Consider the following 19270-nt stretch of genomic DNA (forward strand, 5'->3'; position numbering starts at 1 on the left):
TGTGGTTCGTGGGGAAGGCCGCATGATACCAGCCGAGGCGGGGCTTAGCGGAACTCGAAGGCTTCCTGATGGAAGGCGGCGCGCGACAGGCCGCTGCTCTGTAGCGCCTGGCCGAGGGCCTTGCCCCAGGCGGCCGGGCCGCAGAACCAGACGGTGCTGTTGGGCTGGAGCGTGGCGGCGACTTCCTGCGGCGTGAGCGGGCCGGTTTTGTCGGTCTGACGGCGATGCAGACGGACGCCGGCGGCGTCGCAGAGGGTTTCCAGATGTTCGGGGAAATCGCCGGCAGCGGCGTTTGGCGTGCAGTAGAACAGATCGGCCGTGGCTTTCGTTGGCGCCGGGGCGGCGGCCAGTTGCTCGAGGCGGGCGAGGAAGGGCGTAATGCCGATGCCGCCGGCGACCCAGACCTGGTGCGGTGCATTCCCACGGTCAACCGGAATTTTGGCCGAAAAATCAAATGCGCCGTAGGGGCCTTCGAGGGTGATCGTTTGGCCGGCCTCGATCAAGTCCGGGAGCTGGGCGGTGAAATCACCGAGCGCCTTGATGGCCAGGGTCAGCGTACCATCCTGCGCGTTCCATGCCGAGGCGATGGTGAACGGGTGGGCACCTTCGCCGCGCGAGCCGAAGTTGGCGAAGAGGAATTGTCCGGCCTGGTGACCGGGCCAGTTCTTTTCGGGACGGCAGATGATTTCAAGCAACTTGCCGTCGTGCTGGCTGAGCGAAACGATGTCGGCGCGATGCTGGCGCTTGCGGCCGATGCGATTGGTCAGCGAGAGCAGGGCGGGCACAACGCCGGCAGCGGCGAGGGCGGCGGTCAGCCAGCCGAGCGGACTTTGCCAGAAAGTCGTCGGCATGAGCATCAGGCCATGGAAGGCGCCAGCCAGGAAAACAGCGCCAAAAGCCTTGTGCACCCAGCGGAAATAGCGGTAGGGAATGCGTTTGACGAGGGCGATGACGACCAGGGCGAGGAGGATGTAGCCGGCCCATTCGCCGACATCCTTGGCCAGATCGATCCACATGTCGGGTTCGCCACGTGGTCCACGCGGGCCGCGTGGCCCGGTGATCAGGCCAGCCTTGGACAGGTTTTTGGGCAGCCATTCGATCATCCAGTGGGTGAAGACGAGGATGCCGGCGCCGATGCCGATGTTTTTGTGCAGGCGGTAAAGCTTGTCGAGGCCGCCGAAACGTTGTTCGAGCCAGGGGGCACGCGTGGCGAGCAGCATGCCGGCGCTCATCCACCACAGGGCGAGCAGGCCCGAGAGGATGATCAGTGGTTTGCGCCAGGCCCAGGGGCCTGGGGGATTGGCGGCGAGGACGTCGGGCAGGGCGAAAATTCCCCACAGGGCGAGGGGGATGAGGGCGAGGTAGAGCAGGGGGCGTTTCATGATGGCAGCGGAATGGCGAGTTGATGACGTCAGTCTACGTCCTCAGGCGCCATCCCGCTGTCAGTATGCTGTTTCAGGTTGTAAGCAAATGAAACCGGTTTTTTGATTTTGGCCCTTTTTTCCGGTTGACCGTGGCAATTACTTGCGCAGCTTGGCGAAGGCCGACGCCATTGCGTTGCCGGCCGGGGCCGGGCCGCTGCTGCGTTGCTGTGGCCGGCTCGGCGCATTGCCGCGCCCGGTCGGGGCGTTGTCGTGCCGTTTGGCCTGGCTCGGCTCGTCGCCCATGCGCATGGTCAGCGCGATGCGCTGGCGTTGCAGGTCGACTTCGAGCACCTTGACTTTGACCACCTGGCCAGCCTTGACGATGCTGTGCGGGTCCTTGACGAAGGTGTTGGACAGGGCTGAGACGTGGACGAGGCCGTCCTGATGGACGCCGATGTCGACGAAGGCGCCGAAGGCGGCGACGTTGGTCACGACGCCTTCGAGGATCATGCCCGGGCGCAGGTCGCCGACCTTTTCGACGCCGTCGGCGAAGGTCGCCGTCTTGAACTCGGGGCGCGGGTCGCGGCCGGGTTTTTCCAGTTCCTTGAAAATGTCCTGGACGGTTGGCAGGCCGAAGCGTTCGTCGGTGTATTTCGCCGGGTTCAAACCCTTTAGGGCGCGGCTGTCGCCGAGGATTTCCTTGATCGACTTGTTGAGGTCGACAATGATTTTTTCGACGACTGGGTAGGCTTCCGGGTGCACCGACGAGCTGTCGAGCGGATTGTCGCCGTTCGGCACGCGCAGGAAGCCGGCGGCTTGTTCAAAAGTCTTGTCGCCGAGGCGAGGCACCTTCTTGAGTTCGTCGCGCGAATGGAAGGCGCCGTTGGCGTCGCGGTAGCTCACGATGTTGGCGGCGAGCCCGGCGGTCAGGCCGGAAATGCGGGCGAGCAGCGGCACCGAGGCGGTATTGACGTCGACGCCGACGGCATTGACGCAGTCCTCAACAACCGCATCGAGGTTGCGCGCCAGCTTGGTCTGCGAGACGTCGTGCTGGTACTGGCCGACGCCGATGGATTTCGGGTCGATCTTGACCAGTTCGGCCAGCGGGTCTTGCAGGCGGCGGGCAATCGACACCGCGCCACGGATCGAGACGTCGAGGTCGGGGAATTCCTTGGCGGCGAATTCGGAGGCGGAATAGACCGAGGCACCGGCTTCCGAAACGACGATTTTCGTCAGCCGGGCTTCCGGGTAGCGCTTCATGACGTCCTGCACGAGCTTGTCGGTCTCGCGGCTGGCCGTGCCGTTGCCGATGGCGACCAGACTGACCTGATGCTTGGCGGCCAGGCGGGCGATGGTGGACATGCTGCCGTCCCAGTCGCAGCGCGGCTCATGCGGGTAGATGGTGGCGTGGTCGAGCATCTTGCCGGTGGCGTCGACGATGGCGATCTTGCAGCCGGTGCGGATGCCTGGGTCGACGCCCATCGTGACGTGCTGGCCGGCCGGGGCGGCGAGCAGAAGGTCTTTGAGGTTGCGCCCGAAGACGCGGATGGCTTCTTCCTCGGCGCGCTCGCGCAGCTCGTTCATGAGTTCGAGTTCGAGGTGGGTATAAACCTTGACCTTCCAGGTCCAGCGCACGGTGTCGGCCAGCCATTTGTCGGCCGGGCGGCCCTGCGGCTTGATGCCGAAACGGACGGCGATACGCTGTTCGCAGGGGTTTTGCGTGCCGGGTTTGACGGCCTCCGGATCGAGTTCGGAGTCGAGAACCAGCGCCACCTGCAGCATGCCTTCGTTGCGGCCGCGGAGCAGGGCCAGGGCGCGGTGCGAGGGCATGGTGGCAATCGGTTCGGCGAAGTCGAACCAGTCGCGGAACTTGGCGCCTTCGGTTTCCTTGCCTTCGACGACGGTCGACCGCACATGGCCGTGCTCGCTGAGGTAGGCGCGCAGGCCGCCGAGCAGTTCGGCATCCTCGGCGAACTTTTCCATGAGGATCTGGCGGGCGCCGTCGAGGACGGCGCGGGCATCGGCGAAACCGGCCTCGGCGTTGAGGTACTTTTCAGCTTCGTCGTCCGGCGTCAGGTTCGGGTCTTCGAGCAGGCCGAGGGCCAGCGGCTCGATGCCGGCTTCGCGGGCGATCTGGGCCTTGGTGCGGCGCTTTTGCTTGTACGGCAGGTAGAGGTCTTCGAGGCGCTGCTTCGTTTCCGCATCGCTGATCTCGGCCTTGAGTTCCGGCGTCAGCTTGCCTTGTTCCTCGATGCTGGCGAGGATCGCGGTGCGCCGCTCTTCAAGGTCGCGCAGGTAGGTAAGGCGTTCTTCGAGGTTACGGAGCTGGGTATCGTCGAGGCCATCGGTCGCTTCCTTGCGGTAGCGCGAGATGAAAGGCACGGTGGCGCCTTCGTCGAGCAAGGCGATGGCGGCGTTGACCTGGGCCGGGCGGACGCCGAGTTCGGCGGCAATGCGGTGTTCGATGGGTGGCAGCATGGGTGCGGCAGTGCAGCAAAATTGGGGGGTGCACTATGCGCAATAGTGGTAGAAAATACAACCATCACCGCTGGTGGGCACTTGGTGTAGGATATGTTGTTGGCATTCAACTTGAGAGGAGAACAAAAATGAAAATTGAAACCTATTTGTTTGGCGCTGTTGAGGTTAGCCCGGAAAAAGTCATCAATTTCCCGAGTGGCCTGGTTGGCTTCGAGGAGAGCAAGCGTTTCATGCTGGCCCATGAAGAAGGCAAGGAGCACCCGGCCACCTTTACGCTGCAATCCCTGGATGATCCGATGCTGGCTTTCCAGATTGTCGACCCGACGACACTCGGCTTCAATTATGAATTGGAGTTGAGCGACGCCGAAAATGCCCTGCTGCAGTCGCCTGCTCCCGAGGATGTGTTGGTTATGCAGGTGCTGTTCAAGCAGGACGAAGGCGGCAAGGCGGCGATCACGCCAAACCTGCGCGCCCCGCTATTGATCAATACCCGGGCACGGGTTGGTTTGCAGAAGGTCATGGAAAACATGCGCCCGAACATCACGCTGTCGAATCTGGCGAGCTCTGTCTAAAGCGCCTGGCTGTTCAGGTAGTTCCACGAAAAGCCACTGTCTGTTGTCAGTGGCTTTTTTGCGCCTGGGCTACAGGTGTTTTGCCGCTTCCCGGAAAGATAGTCCGGACAGCTTTTCCCGATTTGTCTCGAGAAAATGGCGCACGGCGGCCGGGTTGGTGCGGGCGTATTGGCGCAACGCCCAGCCGATGGCCTTGCGGATGAAGAATTCCCGTTCGTCGGCGCAGTGCAGGCAGTAGGCGAAGAGCCGAGCTTCGTCGGTGTTTTCTTTCCAGTCGAGTTGATGCAACAAGGCGATGCGGCGCAGCCAGAAGTCAGGGGACTCGATCAGGGCGTCCATTCGCCTGACCAGTTGCGGCTCGCGCGCTACGATGGCGCCGATCGTCGGGGTCAGGCCGTCGACGGTGTCCCACCAGGATTTTTCCTGGACCAGCGCTTCCAGTGCCGGCAGGTCGGCGGCCGCCAGACGTTTGTTTTGCCGGCGCAACAGGTCGACGGCGACGTACTGGTATTCGCGTTCGGACAAGGCCCAGAGCTCGCGCGCGGCGTCGACCGGATTGCCGGCGAAGGCGCGCATGAGAGGGAACGCGGCCACGCGTCGGGCCGGGGTCTGGATGCCGAGGAAAGCGAATTGGCCTTTCATGTAGGCGGCCATCGCCTTGGCTCTCTCGGCGTCGGTCAGTGGTTTTAGCGCTTGTTGAATTTGGGTTGCAAAGTCGCTCATGATTTGCCGCGCAGCACTTTGCGGATTTCGCCATCGCAGGCATTGGCGACGCGTTCGTATTCTTCGGCAGTATCGATTTTGGCCTGGGCTTCGTCGACGCGCTTGATCTGCCGCTGGACGTAGGGCGCCCAGCGTGCGTCGAGTTCCTGTCGGAGCCGGCTGGCGGTCTGGCCGACCGGGCCGCGCCACACGGCGCCGGTGACGAAACGGGCGTTCAGCGTTTCGGTCAGTTCCTTCTCGATGCTGGCGATATGCGTCCGGTAGGCCTCGACGTGGCGCATCTCGTGCTCGTGGATTTCCTTGTAGGCGCAAGTGCCTTCGGGGAATTCGCGGGCGACGTAGACGGTCATCGGGCTGAAGCCGAAGCTCAGCGTGATCTGCGGGCTGGTGCATTCCCAGCGCCCGGTCGGGTCGATGATGCCCGGCGTGTTCGAGGCGAAACTGACCGTCGCATTGCCGCGGGTCAGGCCAAGCACCTGTTTGCCGGGGCGGGCCAGCGAGGCGCCGATGTTGGTCAGCGACTTGTAGCTGTACTCGGTGTTGTAGCTGAGGCGCTCATCGATGCGCTTGATCGTCACCGATGGCTTCGGCAACTCGTCGCATGGGTCGGCCCAACTCGGGCTGGCGATCAGCAGCAGGGGCGGAATGAGCAGGAGGCGCATCGGCTGGCTGGCTTACAGCGGCAGCAGCGTGTCGCGATAGCGTTGGGCGTTGGCGACGTAGTGTTCGGCCGATTTCTGCAGGTTGGCGACATCCTGCTCGCTCAGTTCGCGGATGACCTTGCCGGGCGAGCCGACGATCAGCACGCGATCCGGGAAGACCTTGCCCTCCGGAATCAGCGTGTTGGCGCCGACGATGCAGCCCTTGCCGATCACCGCGCGGTTGAGGATGACCGAGCCAATGCCGATCAGGCTGCCATCGCCGACCGTGCAGCCGTGCAGCATGACAAGATGGCCGACGGTGACGTTATTGCCGATGTGCATCGGGACGCCTTCGTCGGTATGCAGCACCGAGCCGTCCTGGATATTGGTGTTGTCGCCGATGTGGATCGGGTCGTTGTCGCCGCGCAGCGTGGCGTTCCACCAGATCGAGCTGTTGGCGCCGAGGCGGACGTCGCCGATGACCGTGGCGTTGGGCGCGATCCAGGCGTTGTCGCCGAGTTGGGGCTGTTTGTCAGCGAGGCGGAAGAGGGGCATGCGGGCTCCTTGCAATATTTCAATTTTGGGGATTTTTTCCGGTTGACCGTGGCAAGCCCGGTTTGACCGTCAGAGCTGGGCATTTTACCTGTCTGGCGTCGGCGAACTAAGCGCAATACTCCCGCCAGGCTCCGCGGCCCGAACGCTTGACCTGATACAGCGCTTCATCGGCCTGGCGGATCAGGGCCGGCACGTTGTCGGCATGTTCCGGGTAATGGCTCCAGCCCAGGCTCAGGCCGACGCAGACCGGCTCGGCCAGGCCGAGGTCGAAAGGCGCGCTGATTCGTTCGATCAATTGCTCGGCAACCGCGACGATATCGTCGTGCCCGACATCCTCGAGAACGATCAGGAACTCGTCGCCGCCAAGCCGGGCGATGGTGTCCGTTTCGCGCATGTTTTCGCGCAGGCGGCAGGCGACGACCTTGAGCAGCTCGTCGCCGACCGGGTGGCCGAGCGTGTCGTTGACCGCCTTGAAACCATCGAGGTCGAGGAACATCACGGCGAAAGGCTTGCCATCACGGTGGGCGCGCTCCCAGGTTTTCTGGATGCGCGAATTGAGCAGCAGGCGGTTGGGCAGCCCGGTCAGTGCGTCGTAATGCGCCAGCCGTTCGACGGCCGTCTCGACGTGATTCATCCGGCCCATGTCGGTAGTGATCCCGACATACTGGATGGGCCGGCCGTCGCGATCCCGCACCGTGCTGATCGACAGCCATTCGTGATAAACCTCGCCATTTTTCCGGCGATTCCAGATCGGCCCTTGCCATTCCCCTGTGTTGAGAATCGAGTCCCACATCCGGCGGTAGAAAAAATCGTCGTGCCGCCCCGAACGCAGCACGCGCATGTGCTGGCCAAGCAATTCCTTCTTGCAGTATTCGGTGGCCATCTCGAAGGCTGGATTGACCGCGATGATGCGGCAATTCACATCGGTCACCACGATGCCTTCCTGCGTCGACTGGAAGACCGTGTTGGCGATGGTCAGCTTTTCCTCGATCTCCTTGCGTACCGTGGCATCGCGCACGACGCACAGCGTTTGCTTCCGGTCGCCAATGTCCAGCGGTGAGAGCATGACGTCGACCGGAAACAGGCTGCCATCCTTGCGGCAGCCGAGCAGGTCGTTGCTGGCACCCATTGCGCGAGTCTTTGGCGCTGCCTGGTATTGCTCACGATAAGCAGCATGCGTCGATGCAAGATGGCGTGGTGTCAGTCGCTCGACCGGCTGGCCGATCAGTTCGTCCGGCGCGTAGCCGAACAGACTCTCCAAGGCGCCGTTCGCATACAGAATCAGGCCTGCTGTATCAACCACCAGCAAGCCATCGGGAACGGCTTCGAAAATTTTCTCAAAAACCCGCATCAGCCGTGACCACGCAATACCTCCGTCCAGCCAGGGACTCCGGTTTACAGCGCCGACGTTCGCGAAAACTACAGGAAATTGGATTGCGCCGGGCGGGTGAAGGTTCCCCGCTTCGGAACCGCTTGCATTGCCGCATCCGGGGCGGACTGGCATGATCACCGTTCTATCGAGAGGATTTCAAAATGAGCGATTTTTCGGCGTTGACCGCAGCATTGCTGGCATTTCGCGATGAACGCGACTGGCAGCAGTTTCACACGCTGCGCAATCTGATCACTTCCCTCAACCTCGAAGCGGCCGAGTTGCTGGAGCTGACCCAATGGAAAAGCGACGCCGAAGTCGAGGCGCTACCGGCCGATCCACAAACTGCCGAAGCCCTGCGCGACGAATGCGCCGATATCCTGCTTTACCTGCTGCTGATCGCCGATACGGCGGGCATCGATCTGGCCGCCGCGGCCCGCGCCAAACTGGCTAAAAACGCCGAAAAATACCCGGTCGACAAAGCCTATGGCTCGCGGGCCAAATACACCGAGCTAGGTTGATTCGCTTTCCAGCGTGTACTTCGCGCCGGCGTCCTGGGCGAGCAGGGTAGCGAGCGTCGGCAGCGTGTCGTGCAAGGTCTTTTCCAGCGTCCACGGCGGGTTGATGATGAACATCCCGCTGCCGTGCATGCCGTAGCCGTCGCGGGATGGTGCCTTGACTTCCAGCGTCGCGTGCAGCCAGTTGGCCGCACCTAGCCGTTTCAGCTTGTCCGGCAACTGGCGGGATTCGGGTTTGCCGAGCATCGGATACCACAGCGCGTAGGTGCCGGTCGAAAAACGTTTGAGTGAATCCTGTAGCGTCTTGACGACAGCCGTGTAGTCGCCCTTGGTTTCGTAGGACGGATCGATGAGAACGAGCGCCCGGCGCGGTGGTGGCGGCAGGATGGCCTTGAGGCCGGCAAAGCCGTCGCCGTCGGTGATCGCCACCTCGCGGCCACTGCCCTTGAAGCACTCCATGAGCAGCTTGCCGTCGGTGCTGTGCATTTCATAGAGCCGCAGACGGTCGCTGTCGCGCAGCAACTGGCGGGCCAGCCAGGGCGAACCGGGGTAATGGCGCAACTGGCCGTCCGGGTTCAGCATCTTGACGAAATCGAGGTAATTGAGCGCCGCCTTGGGCAGCCCCTTGGCCTCCCAGAGACGGGCGACGCCATCGCGGTATTCGCTCAGCTTGGTGGCGTGCGCCGAGTCCAGCGCATAACGCCCGGCCCCGGCGTGGGTATCGATGATCCAGAACGGCGCCGGCTTTTCGGCCATGTATTGGGCGATCTCGATCAGGATGAGGTGTTTCAGCACATCGGCGTGGTTGCCGGCGTGAAAGGCGTGGCGGTAGCTGAGCAAAGTGGGATTAATCCGGAAGCAGGTCTAGGGCGAAGAATTCTAGCCCTTCATTGGCTTCCATGCATGTCCCGATTAGCCGGTGCAGAGAACGTCCCGGCAATTTGACCATGATTTTCTGGCCGGTCTGGAAGGCGCCGGGCGCCGTGATCAGGCCGGAATACTTGCCGTAGGCCGGCAGGCTGTGCAGGAACACGGCGCGTTGATCCGGCGTTTCTTCGGCCACGATGTCAACCACGCTGACCTGTGGCGACATCAGCTGCAAACCGACTTCGAGCCGAATCTGCGACGACGAGATGCGGCGAACCAGGCAGACGTGAATCTTGCTCGATTCACGCGGTTGCAGGGCGACGAGGTCGCCGGCACCGAGGTTACGCTTCTCGCCCTTGATGAAACGCAGGCGGAAACCATCCGGACTTTCGTCGACCATGGCCCACTCGCTGGACGTGTAATCGCGGCCATCGTAGCGTGAGGCCGAATCGACCGAGCGGCGGGAAAAGGTATTGCCGTCGAGGAAGCTGAGAACCGGACCGAAACCGCTGACCAGGTCGCCACGCGGGCGAAAGCGGGTCCGGCTGAAACGGCGGGCGCTCTTGCCGCTGATGGCGAGACGCAGGGCCTGCAAAAGGGCAGGAGAAGCCTCAAGAATGGGGTCGATGGCCTTGCCGGGGCGGCGCGTGATATTCCGGTCAATGGCGGCGATGACCTGGGTGCAGTCGATGAGCAGGCTGCCGAAAATCGAGGCGCCGGAAGGCAAGCGCATCATCGGATAGCCCGGATTGCCTTCATCAGGGCGAACAATGAAACAGGCGTCGGCGGCCTTGCCGTTGCAGATTTCCGGCGTCACTTCGCCAATCAGCGCGTAGGCGGCCAGTTGCCGGGTGCTGGTGTTGATGATTTCGAGCTCGGCACGAGGTAGCTTGGTCGGTTCGAGGTAGGCGAAGAGCAGGGCACCGAGGTATTCGTGCTCGACCGGTGCCGTTTCGCCGTTGAGCGGCTTGGAACGCTGACCGCGCACCATCTGGTAAAGCTCGTGCAGGGCTTGCCACGAACTCGTCGACGGGGCGGCGTAGGCACGGTAGGCGAGCAACTGGCGCCGGCCAATCATGGCCATTGCGCGTTGCACACTGCGATGCAGCAGATGGCTCAGTCCGTCGTTGAAATGGCCCTTGTTGATGCTGCGGGCAATGCCGGCGTAGGCCATGGCCAGGCCCTTGAGCAGATTGTCGGCATGCAGGGCCGAGGTTGCGGCATCGAGTGGCAGCGGCAGTACGGCGTGGGCTATGAGCTTTTCGAGAACGGGCAGCGATTCTTCGGCTTCAAGCCTGACATCTTCGAGCAACTTGAAGCGCATGTGCAGGTTCGGTTGCCCATTGATGCTGGGCAGAACGCTACCGGCCAGCTTGGCGATGGTTTCCTGCGGCGACAGGCCGGTCACGGTATCGAGCAATCCGCGAACTGCGGCTGCACTTTTCTGTTCGGCACCGGCTTGGCCGAACGGAAACAGCTCGCGCAACAGTTGCAGAGGAGATTCCATGATTACCGCGGAAAATTTGACATGCGAATTATCCGGTAATTTCGCTGGAATTTCTGTGCGTTATTTCCGCTTTACGTATACTTGGGGCATGAATTTGAGCGAAGTGTTGTTTCTTGCCCTGACTGCCGTCGGCGTCTGGTTCTGGCTGGATAGCCTGAAAACGCGTGAAATCGGCGTCGATGCGGCCCGTACTGCCTGTCAGGACGACGGTCTGCAGTTTCTCGATGAAACCGTTGTTGGCACCTCGGTGCGCCTGGCTCGCGACGACGCCGGGCGGCTCAGGCTGCGCCGCGTCTACTCCTTCGAATACAGCGACACCGGGAATGACCGGCGTTCCGGCAGCGTTACGCTGCTCGGCCACGATGTCGAATTCCTGCATGTCCGTCCCCACCTTTACGTGATTCCGAATACCCATGAAACCCTCCATTGAAACCATCGATTTTCACGGCATCGAAGCCCTGCGCCTGAATGGCCCGCGTGGCGCCACCGCCGTCATCAGCAAATTGGGGGCGCAGGTTTTGTCTTGGGTTCCGCCTGATGGCAAGGAACGCCTGTTTTTGTCCGACAAGGCCATTTTTGACGGCAGCGTCGCCATTCGCGGCGGCGTTCCCGTCTGTTTTCCGCAATTTGCCGAACGCGGCGATTTGCCCAAGCACGGCTTCGTGCGGACCCGTGAATGGTCGGTCAGTAGCGAGCGGACGGGCGATGATTTCGCGCTGGTGACCATGGAAATCACTAGCGACGAGTCCACGCTGGCGCTCTGGCCGCATGCATTCCATGCCGAACTGACGCTGATGATCGAAGCCGACCGCATCGACATCGAGCTGGGCGTCACCAATACCGGCGGCGCGCCGCTTTCCTTTACCGGCGCGCTGCACTCTTATCTGCGCGTTGCGCAGGTCGAGGAGGCGGTGCTCGAAGGGGTGAAAGGGCTGGAGTACTGCGATTCGCTCGACGGCGACCGAAATGCGCTTGAATCCCGTCCCGAATTGACCGTCGACCGCGAAGTCGACCGCGTCTACTTCAACGCCAAGCGGCCGCAACTGCTGCATAGCGGCAAGCAGACCCTGGCCATGCAGAATCAGGGTTTCCCGGATGTGGTCGTGTGGAACCCGTTTGTCGACCGCTGTGCCGAGCTCAAGGACATGCCGGCCAACGGCTGGCGCCACATGCTCTGCGTCGAGGCGGCGGCGACTCGTCCGATCACGCTGCCGGCCGGCGAGGAGTGGTACGGGCGGCAGACGCTGGTCGTTGTTTGATCGGCCGACTTTAATCCCGCCCGGCAAATTTGATTTGCATTAGGGCAGGGTAGGGCGGCTTTTCGGTAGTCTCGGTCAATAGCGCAGCCATCCCGCCGGGGTGGCTGTTTTTCGACCGGACGAGCGATGACCCTTTCCCCCCTAACCGTTGGCGGCCTGCAACGCGCTCTGGCTGACGGCTGGCGCATGGCCAATGCGACGCGCGGCATCAGCATCGGCTATGCCCTCATTTTTACGCTCGGTGGCCTGGCGATCATGGGCGGCCTGCTGGCTCAGGGCTGGACGCCCTTCATCATCGCCACGGCGGGCGCCTTCATGCTGATCGGCCCGGTCAGTCTGGCCGGATTTTTCGGCATCGCCGGCGCGTTTGAAGCCGGTGAGCCGGTTGGTCCGGCCAGTATCGTCAGCGGTTTTGCCAGGGCCTCACGGGCGTTGTGGGCGCTGGCGCTGGTCTGCGCGCTGCTCTTCATGATCTTCGTCACCGACGCGGCGATTCTTTACGCCTACATGGTCGGGGCGACGCCGGTGTGGCTCGGCAATCTGCTGCCGGCCAACGCCAACGTGCTGTCTTTTGTGCGCTGGGCCGGCGTTTCCGGTCTGGTCGTTGCGCTGCTGCTCTACTGCGTCGCCGCCTTTTCCATACCGCTGCTTTGCGAGCGCCGGGCTGGGCTGGTCGAGGCGGTCGTACTCAGCGTGCGCATCGTTTTCGCCAATTTCATTCCTTCCATTTTTTGGGCTTTTTTCCTGTCGACCGTGACAATCGGCAGCATCCTGCTTTTGCCGCTGCTACCGCTGACCCTGCCGTGGATGGCCTACGCCAGCAGGGCCGTGTATCGGCAAGTGCTGCCCGTTTCCTGAACGCCGGTGCTTGCCCGGCGGCGCGGGTATAATGGCCGACTTTCCGCATCTGCTAGCCCTGCCGTGACTCCCCTCGATACTGAAATTGCCCGCCGGCGTACCTTCGCCATCATTTCCCACCCCGACGCCGGTAAAACGACGCTGACCGAAAAGCTGCTGTGGTTCGGCGGCGCCATTCAGGTGGCCGGCGAAGTCCGCGCCCGCAAGGCCTCGCGCCACGCGACTTCGGACTGGATGGAGCTGGAAAAGCAGCGCGGCATTTCGGTGACTTCGTCGGTCATGCAGTTTCCTTACCGCGAATGCATGGTCAACCTGCTCGACACGCCGGGCCACGAGGACTTTTCGGAAGATACCTATCGCACGCTGACGGCTGTCGACTCTGCCGTCATGGTGATCGACTCGGTGAATGGTGTCGAAGCGCAGACGATCAAGCTCCTCAACGTCTGCCGCATGCGCGACACGCCGATTCTGACCTTCATCAACAAGCTCGACCGCGAAGGCAAGGAGCCGATCGACCTGCTCGACGAAATCGAGTCGGTGCTCGGTATCCAGTGCGCGCCGATGACCTGGCCAATCGGCATGGGCAAGCGTTTTCGTGGCGTCTATCACCTCTACGACGATGCCATCGCTTTCTTCGATCCGCAGGCCGAGAAGGGCACGGCTGAGATCATCCAGGGTCTCGACAACCCTCGTCTCGACGAGCTGATCGGCACGCAGGCCGACGAATTGCGCATGGACATCGAACTGGTCCGCGGTGCTTCGCACGCTTTTGACGCCGAGGCTTACCTGAGCGGCAAGCAGTCGCCCGTATTCTTCGGCTCGGCGGTCAACAACTTTGGCGTGCAGAGCCTGCTCGATGCCGTCGTCGACCTGTCTCCGCCGCCGATTGCCCGGCCGTCTACGACGCGTGAAGTGGCGCCGAACGAGCCGAAATTCTCCGGCTTTGTGTTCAAGATCCAGGCCAACATGGACCCCAAGCACCGTGACCGAATTGCCTTCCTGCGCGTCTGTTCCGGCCGCTTCGAACGCGGTATGAAGGTCAAGCAGGGCGGCGCCGGCAAGTTCCTGTCGGTCAACAACGCCATCACTTTCATGGCGCGCGACCGCAGCACGACCGACGAAGCCTATCCGGGCGACATCATTGGCATCCCGAACCACGGCACCATCCGTCTCGGCGAAACCTTTACCGAGGGCGAAGAGCTGCGCTTCACTGGCATTCCATCCTTCGCACCTGAACACTTCCGTCTGGCCCGCATCGCCAATCCGCTCAAGATCAAGCAACTGCAAAAGGGCTTGCAGCAACTGGCGGAAGAGGGCGCGACCCAGTTGTTCCGCCCGTTGTCGGGCACCGACCTGATTCTCGGCGCGGTCGGTACGCTGCAGTTCGACGTGGTGGCCAGCCGCCTGGAACACGAATACGGCGTGCAGGTCATTTTTGAGTCGTACAACTGCGCGACGGCGCGCTGGATTCATGGTGATGCCGACGAACTACGGCAGATTTCCGACCGCTACAGCGCCAATGTCGCGCTCGACGGGGCCGACGATCCGGTCTATCTGGCGCCGAACAATGTTTATCTCAACATGGTCAAAGAGAAGTATCCCAAGCTGCGTTTCATGGAAGCACGCGAGGTAATCTGAGCATGACCGTCCGGGTGCAGGAAGCCGATTTCGATCTTGGCGCCGAGTTGCTGGCGCTGAGGGCGGCTGATGCCCGGGTTGGCGCATTGGCCAGCTTTCTCGGGCTGGTCCGCGACATGAACGATGGGGCCAGCGTTGCTGAAATGACGCTGGAGCACTACCCCGGCATGACGGAAAAGGCCTTGGAGGCGATCGTCGCCGAGGCCAAAGGCCGCTGGGATATCTACGACGCGCTGGTCATCCACCGAGTCGGCCCGCTCAAGCCCTGCGACCAGATCGTGCTCGTCGCCGTGACCAGCGCCCATCGCGGCGAAGCCTTCGCCGCCTGCGAATTCATCATGGATTACCTGAAGACCCGCGCTCCCTTCTGGAAGCGCGAAGCGACGCCGGATGGCGGTCGCTGGGTCGATGCCCGCGATGCCGACGATAGCGCGGCGGCGCGCTGGCAGAAATAAAAAAGGGGAGCCGAAGCTCCCCGGATAAATCCCGTTCGCTGATCAGGTCTTGAACTGCGCCACCGTCTGATGCAAGGCGTTCGACAGCGTCTGTAGCTGGCGAGCAGCATCGGCAGTCTGGCGAACGGCGGCAGCGCTTTCCTCGGACATCTGGGCGATGACCTCCAACTTCTGGGCGATCTCGTTGCTGGCTATGCTTTGTTCCGAAATCGAATCGGAAATGCCGTTGACCACAACAGTGACGCGCATGGCGCCATCGCGAATGAGGTTAATGGAGTCCCCCGCCTTGTTGGCCAGTTCGACGCCGTTGCCAACCTGGCGGACGCCATCCTGCATGCTGCTCACCGCGCTGCGTGTGCCGTTCTGGATCTTGGCCACCATTTCGCCAATTTCCTTGGTTGAGTTGCCTGTGCGTTCGGCCAGCTTGCGAACTTCGTCGGCGACGACGGCAAAGCCGCGCCCTTGTTCGCCGGCGCGGGCGGCCTCGATGGCGGCATTGAGGGCCAGCAGATTGGTCTGGTCGGCGATTTCCTTGATGGTATTGACGATGGAAGTGATCTGGTCGGACTGGTGTCCGAGGTCTTCGATAATCTCCGACGAGGCCTGAACGGCCTGGGAAATCTTGCGCATTTCGCTGGCGGCGTTGTGGATGACGGCCGCACCATCTTCGGAAATTTCACCGGCTGTTTGCGAAATGCTGTGTGCCTCGGTGGCATTTTCCTTGACCTGATCGATGCTGACGGCCATTTCCTCGACCGAGGCGGCCATTGACGAGGCTGCATCGCTCTGCTGGCTGGCCCGTACGGCAACCTGTTCCGAGGCGCCGAGCAACTGGTCGGCGGCGCTGGCCACCTGTTCGGCATTGGAGACAATGCTGGCGATCATCGCTCGCAGGGTTTCCTGCATGGTGCGGATGTTGGCGAGCAGACTGTCCTTGTCGTCCGCCGGGCAGTCGACCGGTGTGGCCAGATCGCCGGCGGCGATGCGCTTGGTGATGGCAGAGGCGATAGCCGGATCGCCGCCCAGGGTTTTGATGATGTTGTTGGAAAGCAGGAGCAGCGAAATGCCGATGAAACCGGCAATGCCCAGACCCCAGAGCAAAAGCTTGATGGCATCGCTGCGGAACTTGGTATCGACGTCATCCAGGTAGATACCCGAACCGAGCACCCAGCCCCATGGCTCGAAACCCATGACGAAGGAAATTTTCGGCACGCCTTCCTCCGAACCCGGTTTTGGCCAGAGATAATCGACAAAGCCCGAGCCTTTGGTCTTGACCGTGCTGTTGAATTCGACGAACAGCAACTTGCCGTTCTTGTCCTTGATCTGGTCGAGTTTCTTTCCCTCAAGTTCGGGCTTGATAGGATGCATGACCATGATGTCCTGCAGATCGTTGATCCAGAAGTACTCGACCTTGTCGTAACGCAGGGTGCGAATTGCAGCAGCAGAGGATTTTTTGGCGTCTTCAACGGACATTTGCCCGTCGCGGGCCAGTTTTTCGTAGAAGGTCAGGATGCCATGGGTTGATTCGACCAGATTGCGTACCTTGGCCTGGCGGTCCTCGAGCATCTGACTCTTGCCGTTGATCAGTAGCGCCGAGAAGAGGACGGCCAGAGCGATAACGGTGATGGCCGTCATGGCGAGCAGTTTGCCCCGTAGTGTCATTCCCTGATTGGACATGTCCCTATCCCTCCATGCTTCTTGATTTTTTAACTAAAGTTTCAAATTTGATAATTGAAATTTAGCACAATCCCATTATGTGAAGGGGGTTTTTGGAAGGCGCTCAGGCGGTAAACCCTGAGGGCCGCGGGTTGAAATTTCCAGATCAGTCCTTATCTGTCGGATAACAGAAAATCCTCACCGGGAGAATTGAAATGCGCCTCGACAAATTCACGACCAAGTTCCAGCAAGCCCTGTCCGATGCCCAGAGTCTGGCCATTGGCGGTGACCAGCAGTTCATCGAACCGCAGCACCTGCTGCTCGCGCTGCTCAATCAGGACGACGGTGGCACGACCTCGCTGCTCGGCCGGGCCGGCGCCAATGTGGCGGGGCTGCGCAAGGATCTGGAACAGGCGCTGACTCGCCTGCCCAAGGTTGAGGGCCATGGTGGCGATGTCTCCATCGGTCGCGACTTGGGCAACCTGCTCAATCTGACTGATAAGGAAGCGCAAAAGCGTGGCGACCAGTTCATCGCCAGCGAAATGTTCCTGCTCGCCGTGTGCGAGGACAAGAACGAAACCGGTCGTCTGGCCAAGCAGCACGGCCTGAGCCGCAAGGCGCTGGAGGCGGCGATCATGGCCGTGCGCGGCGGTCAGGGCGTTGATTCGCAGGAAGCCGAAGGGCAGCGCGAGTCGCTCAAGAAATACTGTATCGACCTGACCGAGCGCGCCGCGCAGGGCAAGCTCGACCCGGTTATCGGCCGCGATGATGAAATTCGCCGCGCCATCCAGATTTTGCAGCGCCGGACCAAGAACAACCCGGTACTGATCGGAGAGCCGGGTGTCGGCAAGACGGCCATCGTCGAAGGGCTAGCCCAGCGCATCATCAACGGTGAAGTGCCGGAAACCCTCAAGGGCAAGAAGGTGCTGGTGCTCGACATGGCCGGCCTGTTGGCCGGCGCCAAGTATCGTGGCGAGTTCGAGGAACGGCTGAAGGCCGTCCTCAAGGAAGTGTCGCAGGAGGCCGGGCAGATCATCCTGTTCATCGACGAGCTGCACACCATGGTCGGTGCCGGCAAGGCCGAAGGCGCCATCGATGCTGGCAACATGCTCAAGCCGGCGCTGGCGCGCGGCGAGCTGCACTGCATTGGCGCGACGACGCTCAACGAATATCGCAAGTACATCGAGAAGGATGCCGCGCTCGAGCGTCGCTTCCAGAAGGTGCTGGTCGATGAGCCGAGCGTCGAGTCGACGATTGCTATCCTGCGCGGTCTGCAGGAGAAGTACGAACTGCACCACGGTGTCGACATCACAGACCCGGCCATCGTCGCTGCGGCCGAGTTGTCGCACCGTTACATCACCGACCGTTTCCTGCCTGACAAGGCGATCGACCTGATCGACGAGGCAGCGGCGCGCATCAAGATGGAAATCGACTCGAAGCCGGAAGTCATGGACAAGCTGGACCGCCGCATCATCCAGCTCAAGATTGAGCGTGAGGCGGTCAAGCGCGAGAAGGACGAAGCGTCGAAGAAGCGCTTTGGCCTGATCGAGGACGAAATTGCCAAGCTGGCCAAGGAATATTCCGATCTCGAAGAAATCTGGAAGGCCGAGAAGGCGCAGGTTCAGGGATCGGCACACATCAAGGAAGAAATCGACAAGCTCAAGGCTGAAGTCACCAAGCTGCAGCGCGAAGGCAAGCTCGACAAGGTGGCCGAGCTGCAATACGGCAAGCTGCCGCAACTCGAAGCCCAGTTGAAGACGGCCGAAAAGGCGGGCGAAGGCGAGGGCAAGAAGAACATTCTGCTGCGTACGCAGGTTGGCGCCGAGGAAATCGCTGAAGTGGTGTCACGCGCCACCGGCATTCCGGTCAGCAAAATGATGCAGGGCGAACGCGAGAAGCTGCTGCATATGGAAGATCGGCTGCACAAGCGGGTCGTTGGGCAGGATGAAGCAGTGCGCTTGGTCGGCGATGCGATTCGTCGTTCGCGCGCCGGACTGTCCGATCCGAACCGTCCTTACGGTTCCTTCCTCTTCCTTGGCCCGACGGGCGTTGGCAAGACCGAGCTGTGCAAGGCGCTGGCCGAATTCATGTTCGACGCCGAGGATCACCTGATCCGCATCGACATGAGCGAGTTCATGGAGAAGCATTCGGTTGCCCGCCTGATCGGCGCGCCACCGGGCTATGTCGGCTACGAAGAAGGCGGCTACCTGACCGAGGCCGTGCGCCGCAAGCCGTACTCGGTGATCCTGCTCGATGAAGTCGAGAAGGCGCACCCGGACGTCTTCAACGTACTGCTGCAGGTGCTCGACGACGGGCGGATGACCGATGGTCAGGGGCGCACCGTCGACTTCAAGAACACGGTGATCGTCATGACCTCCAACCTCGGCAGCCAGATGATCCAGCAGATGTCGGGTGACGATTACGGCGTGATCAAGATGGCGGTGATGGCCGAGGTGAAGAACTACTTCCGGCCGGAGTTCATCAACCGGATCGACGAAGTCGTCGTCTTCCATGCGCTTGACGAGAAACACATTGCCGGCATTGCCAGGATCCAACTTGGCTATCTGGAAAAGCGGCTGGCTCAGCTCGACATGGGCATTGTCGTCGACGACAGCGCCCTGGCCGAACTGGCCCAGGCCGGCTTCGACCCGGTGTTCGGCGCGCGGCCGCTCAAGCGGGCGATCCAGCAGCAGATCGAGAATCCGCTGGCCAAGGCCATCCTCGAAGGCAAGTTCGCCGCCAAGGATGTGATCCATGTCAGTTGCGACCCGGCGACGGGCGGCATCATGCGTTTTGCCAAGGGTTGAGGG

The 19270-nt window shown here is 61.8% G+C and carries 17 protein-coding genes; 8 read left to right on the forward strand and 9 right to left on the reverse strand.

The features are described 5' to 3' along the window. Positions 1 to 44 precede the first annotated feature (44 nt). Positions 45 to 1382, reverse strand: a complete 1338-nt coding sequence (locus KI610_RS09700) for a ferredoxin reductase family protein (RefSeq protein ID WP_226498440.1) — start codon at positions 1380 to 1382, stop codon at positions 45 to 47. A 138-nt stretch (positions 1383 to 1520) separates the two neighbouring features. Then, on the reverse strand, positions 1521 to 3842 hold the full coding sequence (locus KI610_RS09705) for a Tex family protein (protein ID WP_226498441.1): 2322 nt from the start codon (positions 3840 to 3842) through the stop codon (positions 1521 to 1523). Positions 3843 to 3970: 128 nt separating this feature from the next. On the opposite strand from KI610_RS09705, the gene fliW reads away from it, so the two are divergent. Then, a complete protein-coding gene (gene fliW / locus KI610_RS09710) occupies positions 3971 to 4414 on the forward strand; it encodes a flagellar assembly protein FliW (protein ID WP_226498442.1) in 444 nt (147 codons plus the stop codon). Between the two features lie 69 nt (positions 4415 to 4483). Here the strand turns inward: fliW and KI610_RS09715 are convergent, their stop codons facing one another. The 4 genes from KI610_RS09715 to KI610_RS09730 all read right to left on the reverse strand — a co-directional run bounded on the left by KI610_RS09715 (position 4484) and on the right by KI610_RS09730 (position 7684). Next, on the reverse strand, positions 4484 to 5137 hold the full coding sequence (locus KI610_RS09715; protein WP_226498443.1) for a DNA alkylation repair protein: 654 nt from the start codon (positions 5135 to 5137) through the stop codon (positions 4484 to 4486). Further along, positions 5134 to 5799 (reverse strand): hypothetical protein, encoded by a 666-nt coding sequence (locus tag KI610_RS09720; RefSeq protein WP_226498444.1) that lies wholly within the window; start codon positions 5797 to 5799, stop codon positions 5134 to 5136. Before KI610_RS09720 ends, KI610_RS09715 begins: the two co-directional genes overlap by 4 nt. Positions 5800 to 5811: 12 nt before the next feature. Then, complete coding sequence (locus tag KI610_RS09725) at positions 5812 to 6333, reverse strand: gamma carbonic anhydrase family protein (RefSeq protein WP_226498445.1); 522 nt, start codon at positions 6331 to 6333, stop codon at positions 5812 to 5814. A gap of 106 nt (positions 6334 to 6439) precedes the next feature. Beyond that, on the reverse strand, positions 6440 to 7684 hold the full coding sequence (locus KI610_RS09730; protein WP_226498446.1) for a diguanylate cyclase domain-containing protein: 1245 nt from the start codon (positions 7682 to 7684) through the stop codon (positions 6440 to 6442). A 182-nt stretch (positions 7685 to 7866) separates the two neighbouring features. On the opposite strand from KI610_RS09730, the gene KI610_RS09735 reads away from it, so the two are divergent. After that, a complete protein-coding gene (locus KI610_RS09735) occupies positions 7867 to 8223 on the forward strand; it encodes a nucleotide pyrophosphohydrolase (protein ID WP_226498447.1) in 357 nt (118 codons plus the stop codon). Here the strand turns inward: KI610_RS09735 and KI610_RS09740 are convergent. Both KI610_RS09740 and KI610_RS09745 read right to left on the reverse strand, forming a co-directional pair. After that, positions 8215 to 9060, reverse strand: a complete 846-nt coding sequence (locus KI610_RS09740; protein WP_226498448.1) for a 23S rRNA (adenine(2030)-N(6))-methyltransferase RlmJ — start codon at positions 9058 to 9060, stop codon at positions 8215 to 8217. The genes KI610_RS09735 and KI610_RS09740 overlap by 9 nt on opposite strands. Before the next feature lie 7 nt (positions 9061 to 9067). Further along, a complete protein-coding gene (locus tag KI610_RS09745) occupies positions 9068 to 10594 on the reverse strand; it encodes a hypothetical protein (RefSeq protein ID WP_226498449.1) in 1527 nt (508 codons plus the stop codon). An 88-nt stretch (positions 10595 to 10682) separates the two neighbouring features. Between KI610_RS09745 and KI610_RS09750 the strand changes: the two genes are divergently transcribed. The 5 genes from KI610_RS09750 (at position 10683) to moaE (ending at position 14804) form a co-directional block, all read left to right on the forward strand. Continuing rightward, entirely contained in the window at positions 10683 to 11024 is a 342-nt protein-coding gene (locus KI610_RS09750) for a DUF3301 domain-containing protein (RefSeq protein WP_226498450.1), read from the forward strand. Then, positions 11008 to 11853 (forward strand): D-hexose-6-phosphate mutarotase, encoded by an 846-nt coding sequence (locus KI610_RS09755; protein WP_226498451.1) that lies wholly within the window; start codon positions 11008 to 11010, stop codon positions 11851 to 11853. The genes KI610_RS09750 and KI610_RS09755 overlap by 17 nt, the downstream gene beginning before the upstream one ends. Positions 11854 to 11979: 126 nt before the next feature. Further along, entirely contained in the window at positions 11980 to 12711 is a 732-nt protein-coding gene (locus KI610_RS09760) for a DUF2189 domain-containing protein (RefSeq protein ID WP_226498452.1), read from the forward strand. Between the two features lie 63 nt (positions 12712 to 12774). Next, positions 12775 to 14349 carry a peptide chain release factor 3 gene (locus tag KI610_RS09765; RefSeq protein ID WP_226498453.1) on the forward strand — a complete coding sequence of 525 codons (1575 nt, stop codon included), beginning with the start codon at positions 12775 to 12777 and terminating at the stop codon, positions 14347 to 14349. 2 nt (positions 14350 to 14351) lie between these two features. Next, on the forward strand, positions 14352 to 14804 hold the full coding sequence (gene moaE, locus KI610_RS09770; RefSeq protein WP_226498454.1) for a molybdopterin synthase catalytic subunit MoaE: 453 nt from the start codon (positions 14352 to 14354) through the stop codon (positions 14802 to 14804). Between the two features lie 42 nt (positions 14805 to 14846). Here moaE and KI610_RS09775 read toward each other — a convergent pair whose 3' ends face one another. Then, positions 14847 to 16481, reverse strand: coding sequence for a methyl-accepting chemotaxis protein (locus tag KI610_RS09775; protein WP_319004220.1), 1635 nt, complete (start codon positions 16479 to 16481; stop codon positions 14847 to 14849). Between the two features lie 194 nt (positions 16482 to 16675). Here KI610_RS09775 and clpB point away from each other — a divergent pair, with 194 nt between their 5' ends. Further along, the gene (gene clpB, locus KI610_RS09780; protein WP_226498455.1) at positions 16676 to 19267 is read left to right on the forward strand and encodes an ATP-dependent chaperone ClpB; all 2592 of its coding nucleotides are present in this window, start codon (positions 16676 to 16678) and stop codon (positions 19265 to 19267) included. The last annotated feature ends 3 nt before the right edge of the window (positions 19268 to 19270 follow it).

This window comes from Ferribacterium limneticum (genome assembly GCF_020510565.1).
Classification (GTDB): Bacteria; Pseudomonadota; Gammaproteobacteria; order Burkholderiales; family Rhodocyclaceae; genus Azonexus; species Azonexus limneticus_B.

Coding starts and splice junctions, on each gene's coding strand:
- KI610_RS09700 (WP_226498440.1), bottom strand. CDS start 1,382: ATGAAACGCCCCCTGCTCTACCTCGCCCTCATCCCCCTCGCCCTGTGG.
- KI610_RS09705 (WP_226498441.1), bottom strand. CDS start 3,842: ATGCTGCCACCCATCGAACACCGCATTGCCGCCGAACTCGGCGTCCGC.
- fliW (WP_226498442.1), top strand. CDS start 3,971: ATGAAAATTGAAACCTATTTGTTTGGCGCTGTTGAGGTTAGCCCGGAA.
- KI610_RS09715 (WP_226498443.1), bottom strand. CDS start 5,137: ATGAGCGACTTTGCAACCCAAATTCAACAAGCGCTAAAACCACTGACC.
- KI610_RS09720 (WP_226498444.1), bottom strand. CDS start 5,799: ATGCGCCTCCTGCTCATTCCGCCCCTGCTGCTGATCGCCAGCCCGAGT.
- KI610_RS09725 (WP_226498445.1), bottom strand. CDS start 6,333: ATGCCCCTCTTCCGCCTCGCTGACAAACAGCCCCAACTCGGCGACAAC.
- KI610_RS09730 (WP_226498446.1), bottom strand. CDS start 7,684: ATGCGGGTTTTTGAGAAAATTTTCGAAGCCGTTCCCGATGGCTTGCTG.
- KI610_RS09735 (WP_226498447.1), top strand. CDS start 7,867: ATGAGCGATTTTTCGGCGTTGACCGCAGCATTGCTGGCATTTCGCGAT.
- KI610_RS09745 (WP_226498449.1), bottom strand. CDS start 10,594: ATGGAATCTCCTCTGCAACTGTTGCGCGAGCTGTTTCCGTTCGGCCAA.
- KI610_RS09750 (WP_226498450.1), top strand. CDS start 10,683: ATGAATTTGAGCGAAGTGTTGTTTCTTGCCCTGACTGCCGTCGGCGTC.
- KI610_RS09755 (WP_226498451.1), top strand. CDS start 11,008: ATGAAACCCTCCATTGAAACCATCGATTTTCACGGCATCGAAGCCCTG.
- KI610_RS09760 (WP_226498452.1), top strand. CDS start 11,980: ATGACCCTTTCCCCCCTAACCGTTGGCGGCCTGCAACGCGCTCTGGCT.
- moaE (WP_226498454.1), top strand. CDS start 14,352: ATGACCGTCCGGGTGCAGGAAGCCGATTTCGATCTTGGCGCCGAGTTG.
- KI610_RS09775 (WP_319004220.1), bottom strand. CDS start 16,481: ATGTCCAATCAGGGAATGACACTACGGGGCAAACTGCTCGCCATGACG.
- clpB (WP_226498455.1), top strand. CDS start 16,676: ATGCGCCTCGACAAATTCACGACCAAGTTCCAGCAAGCCCTGTCCGAT.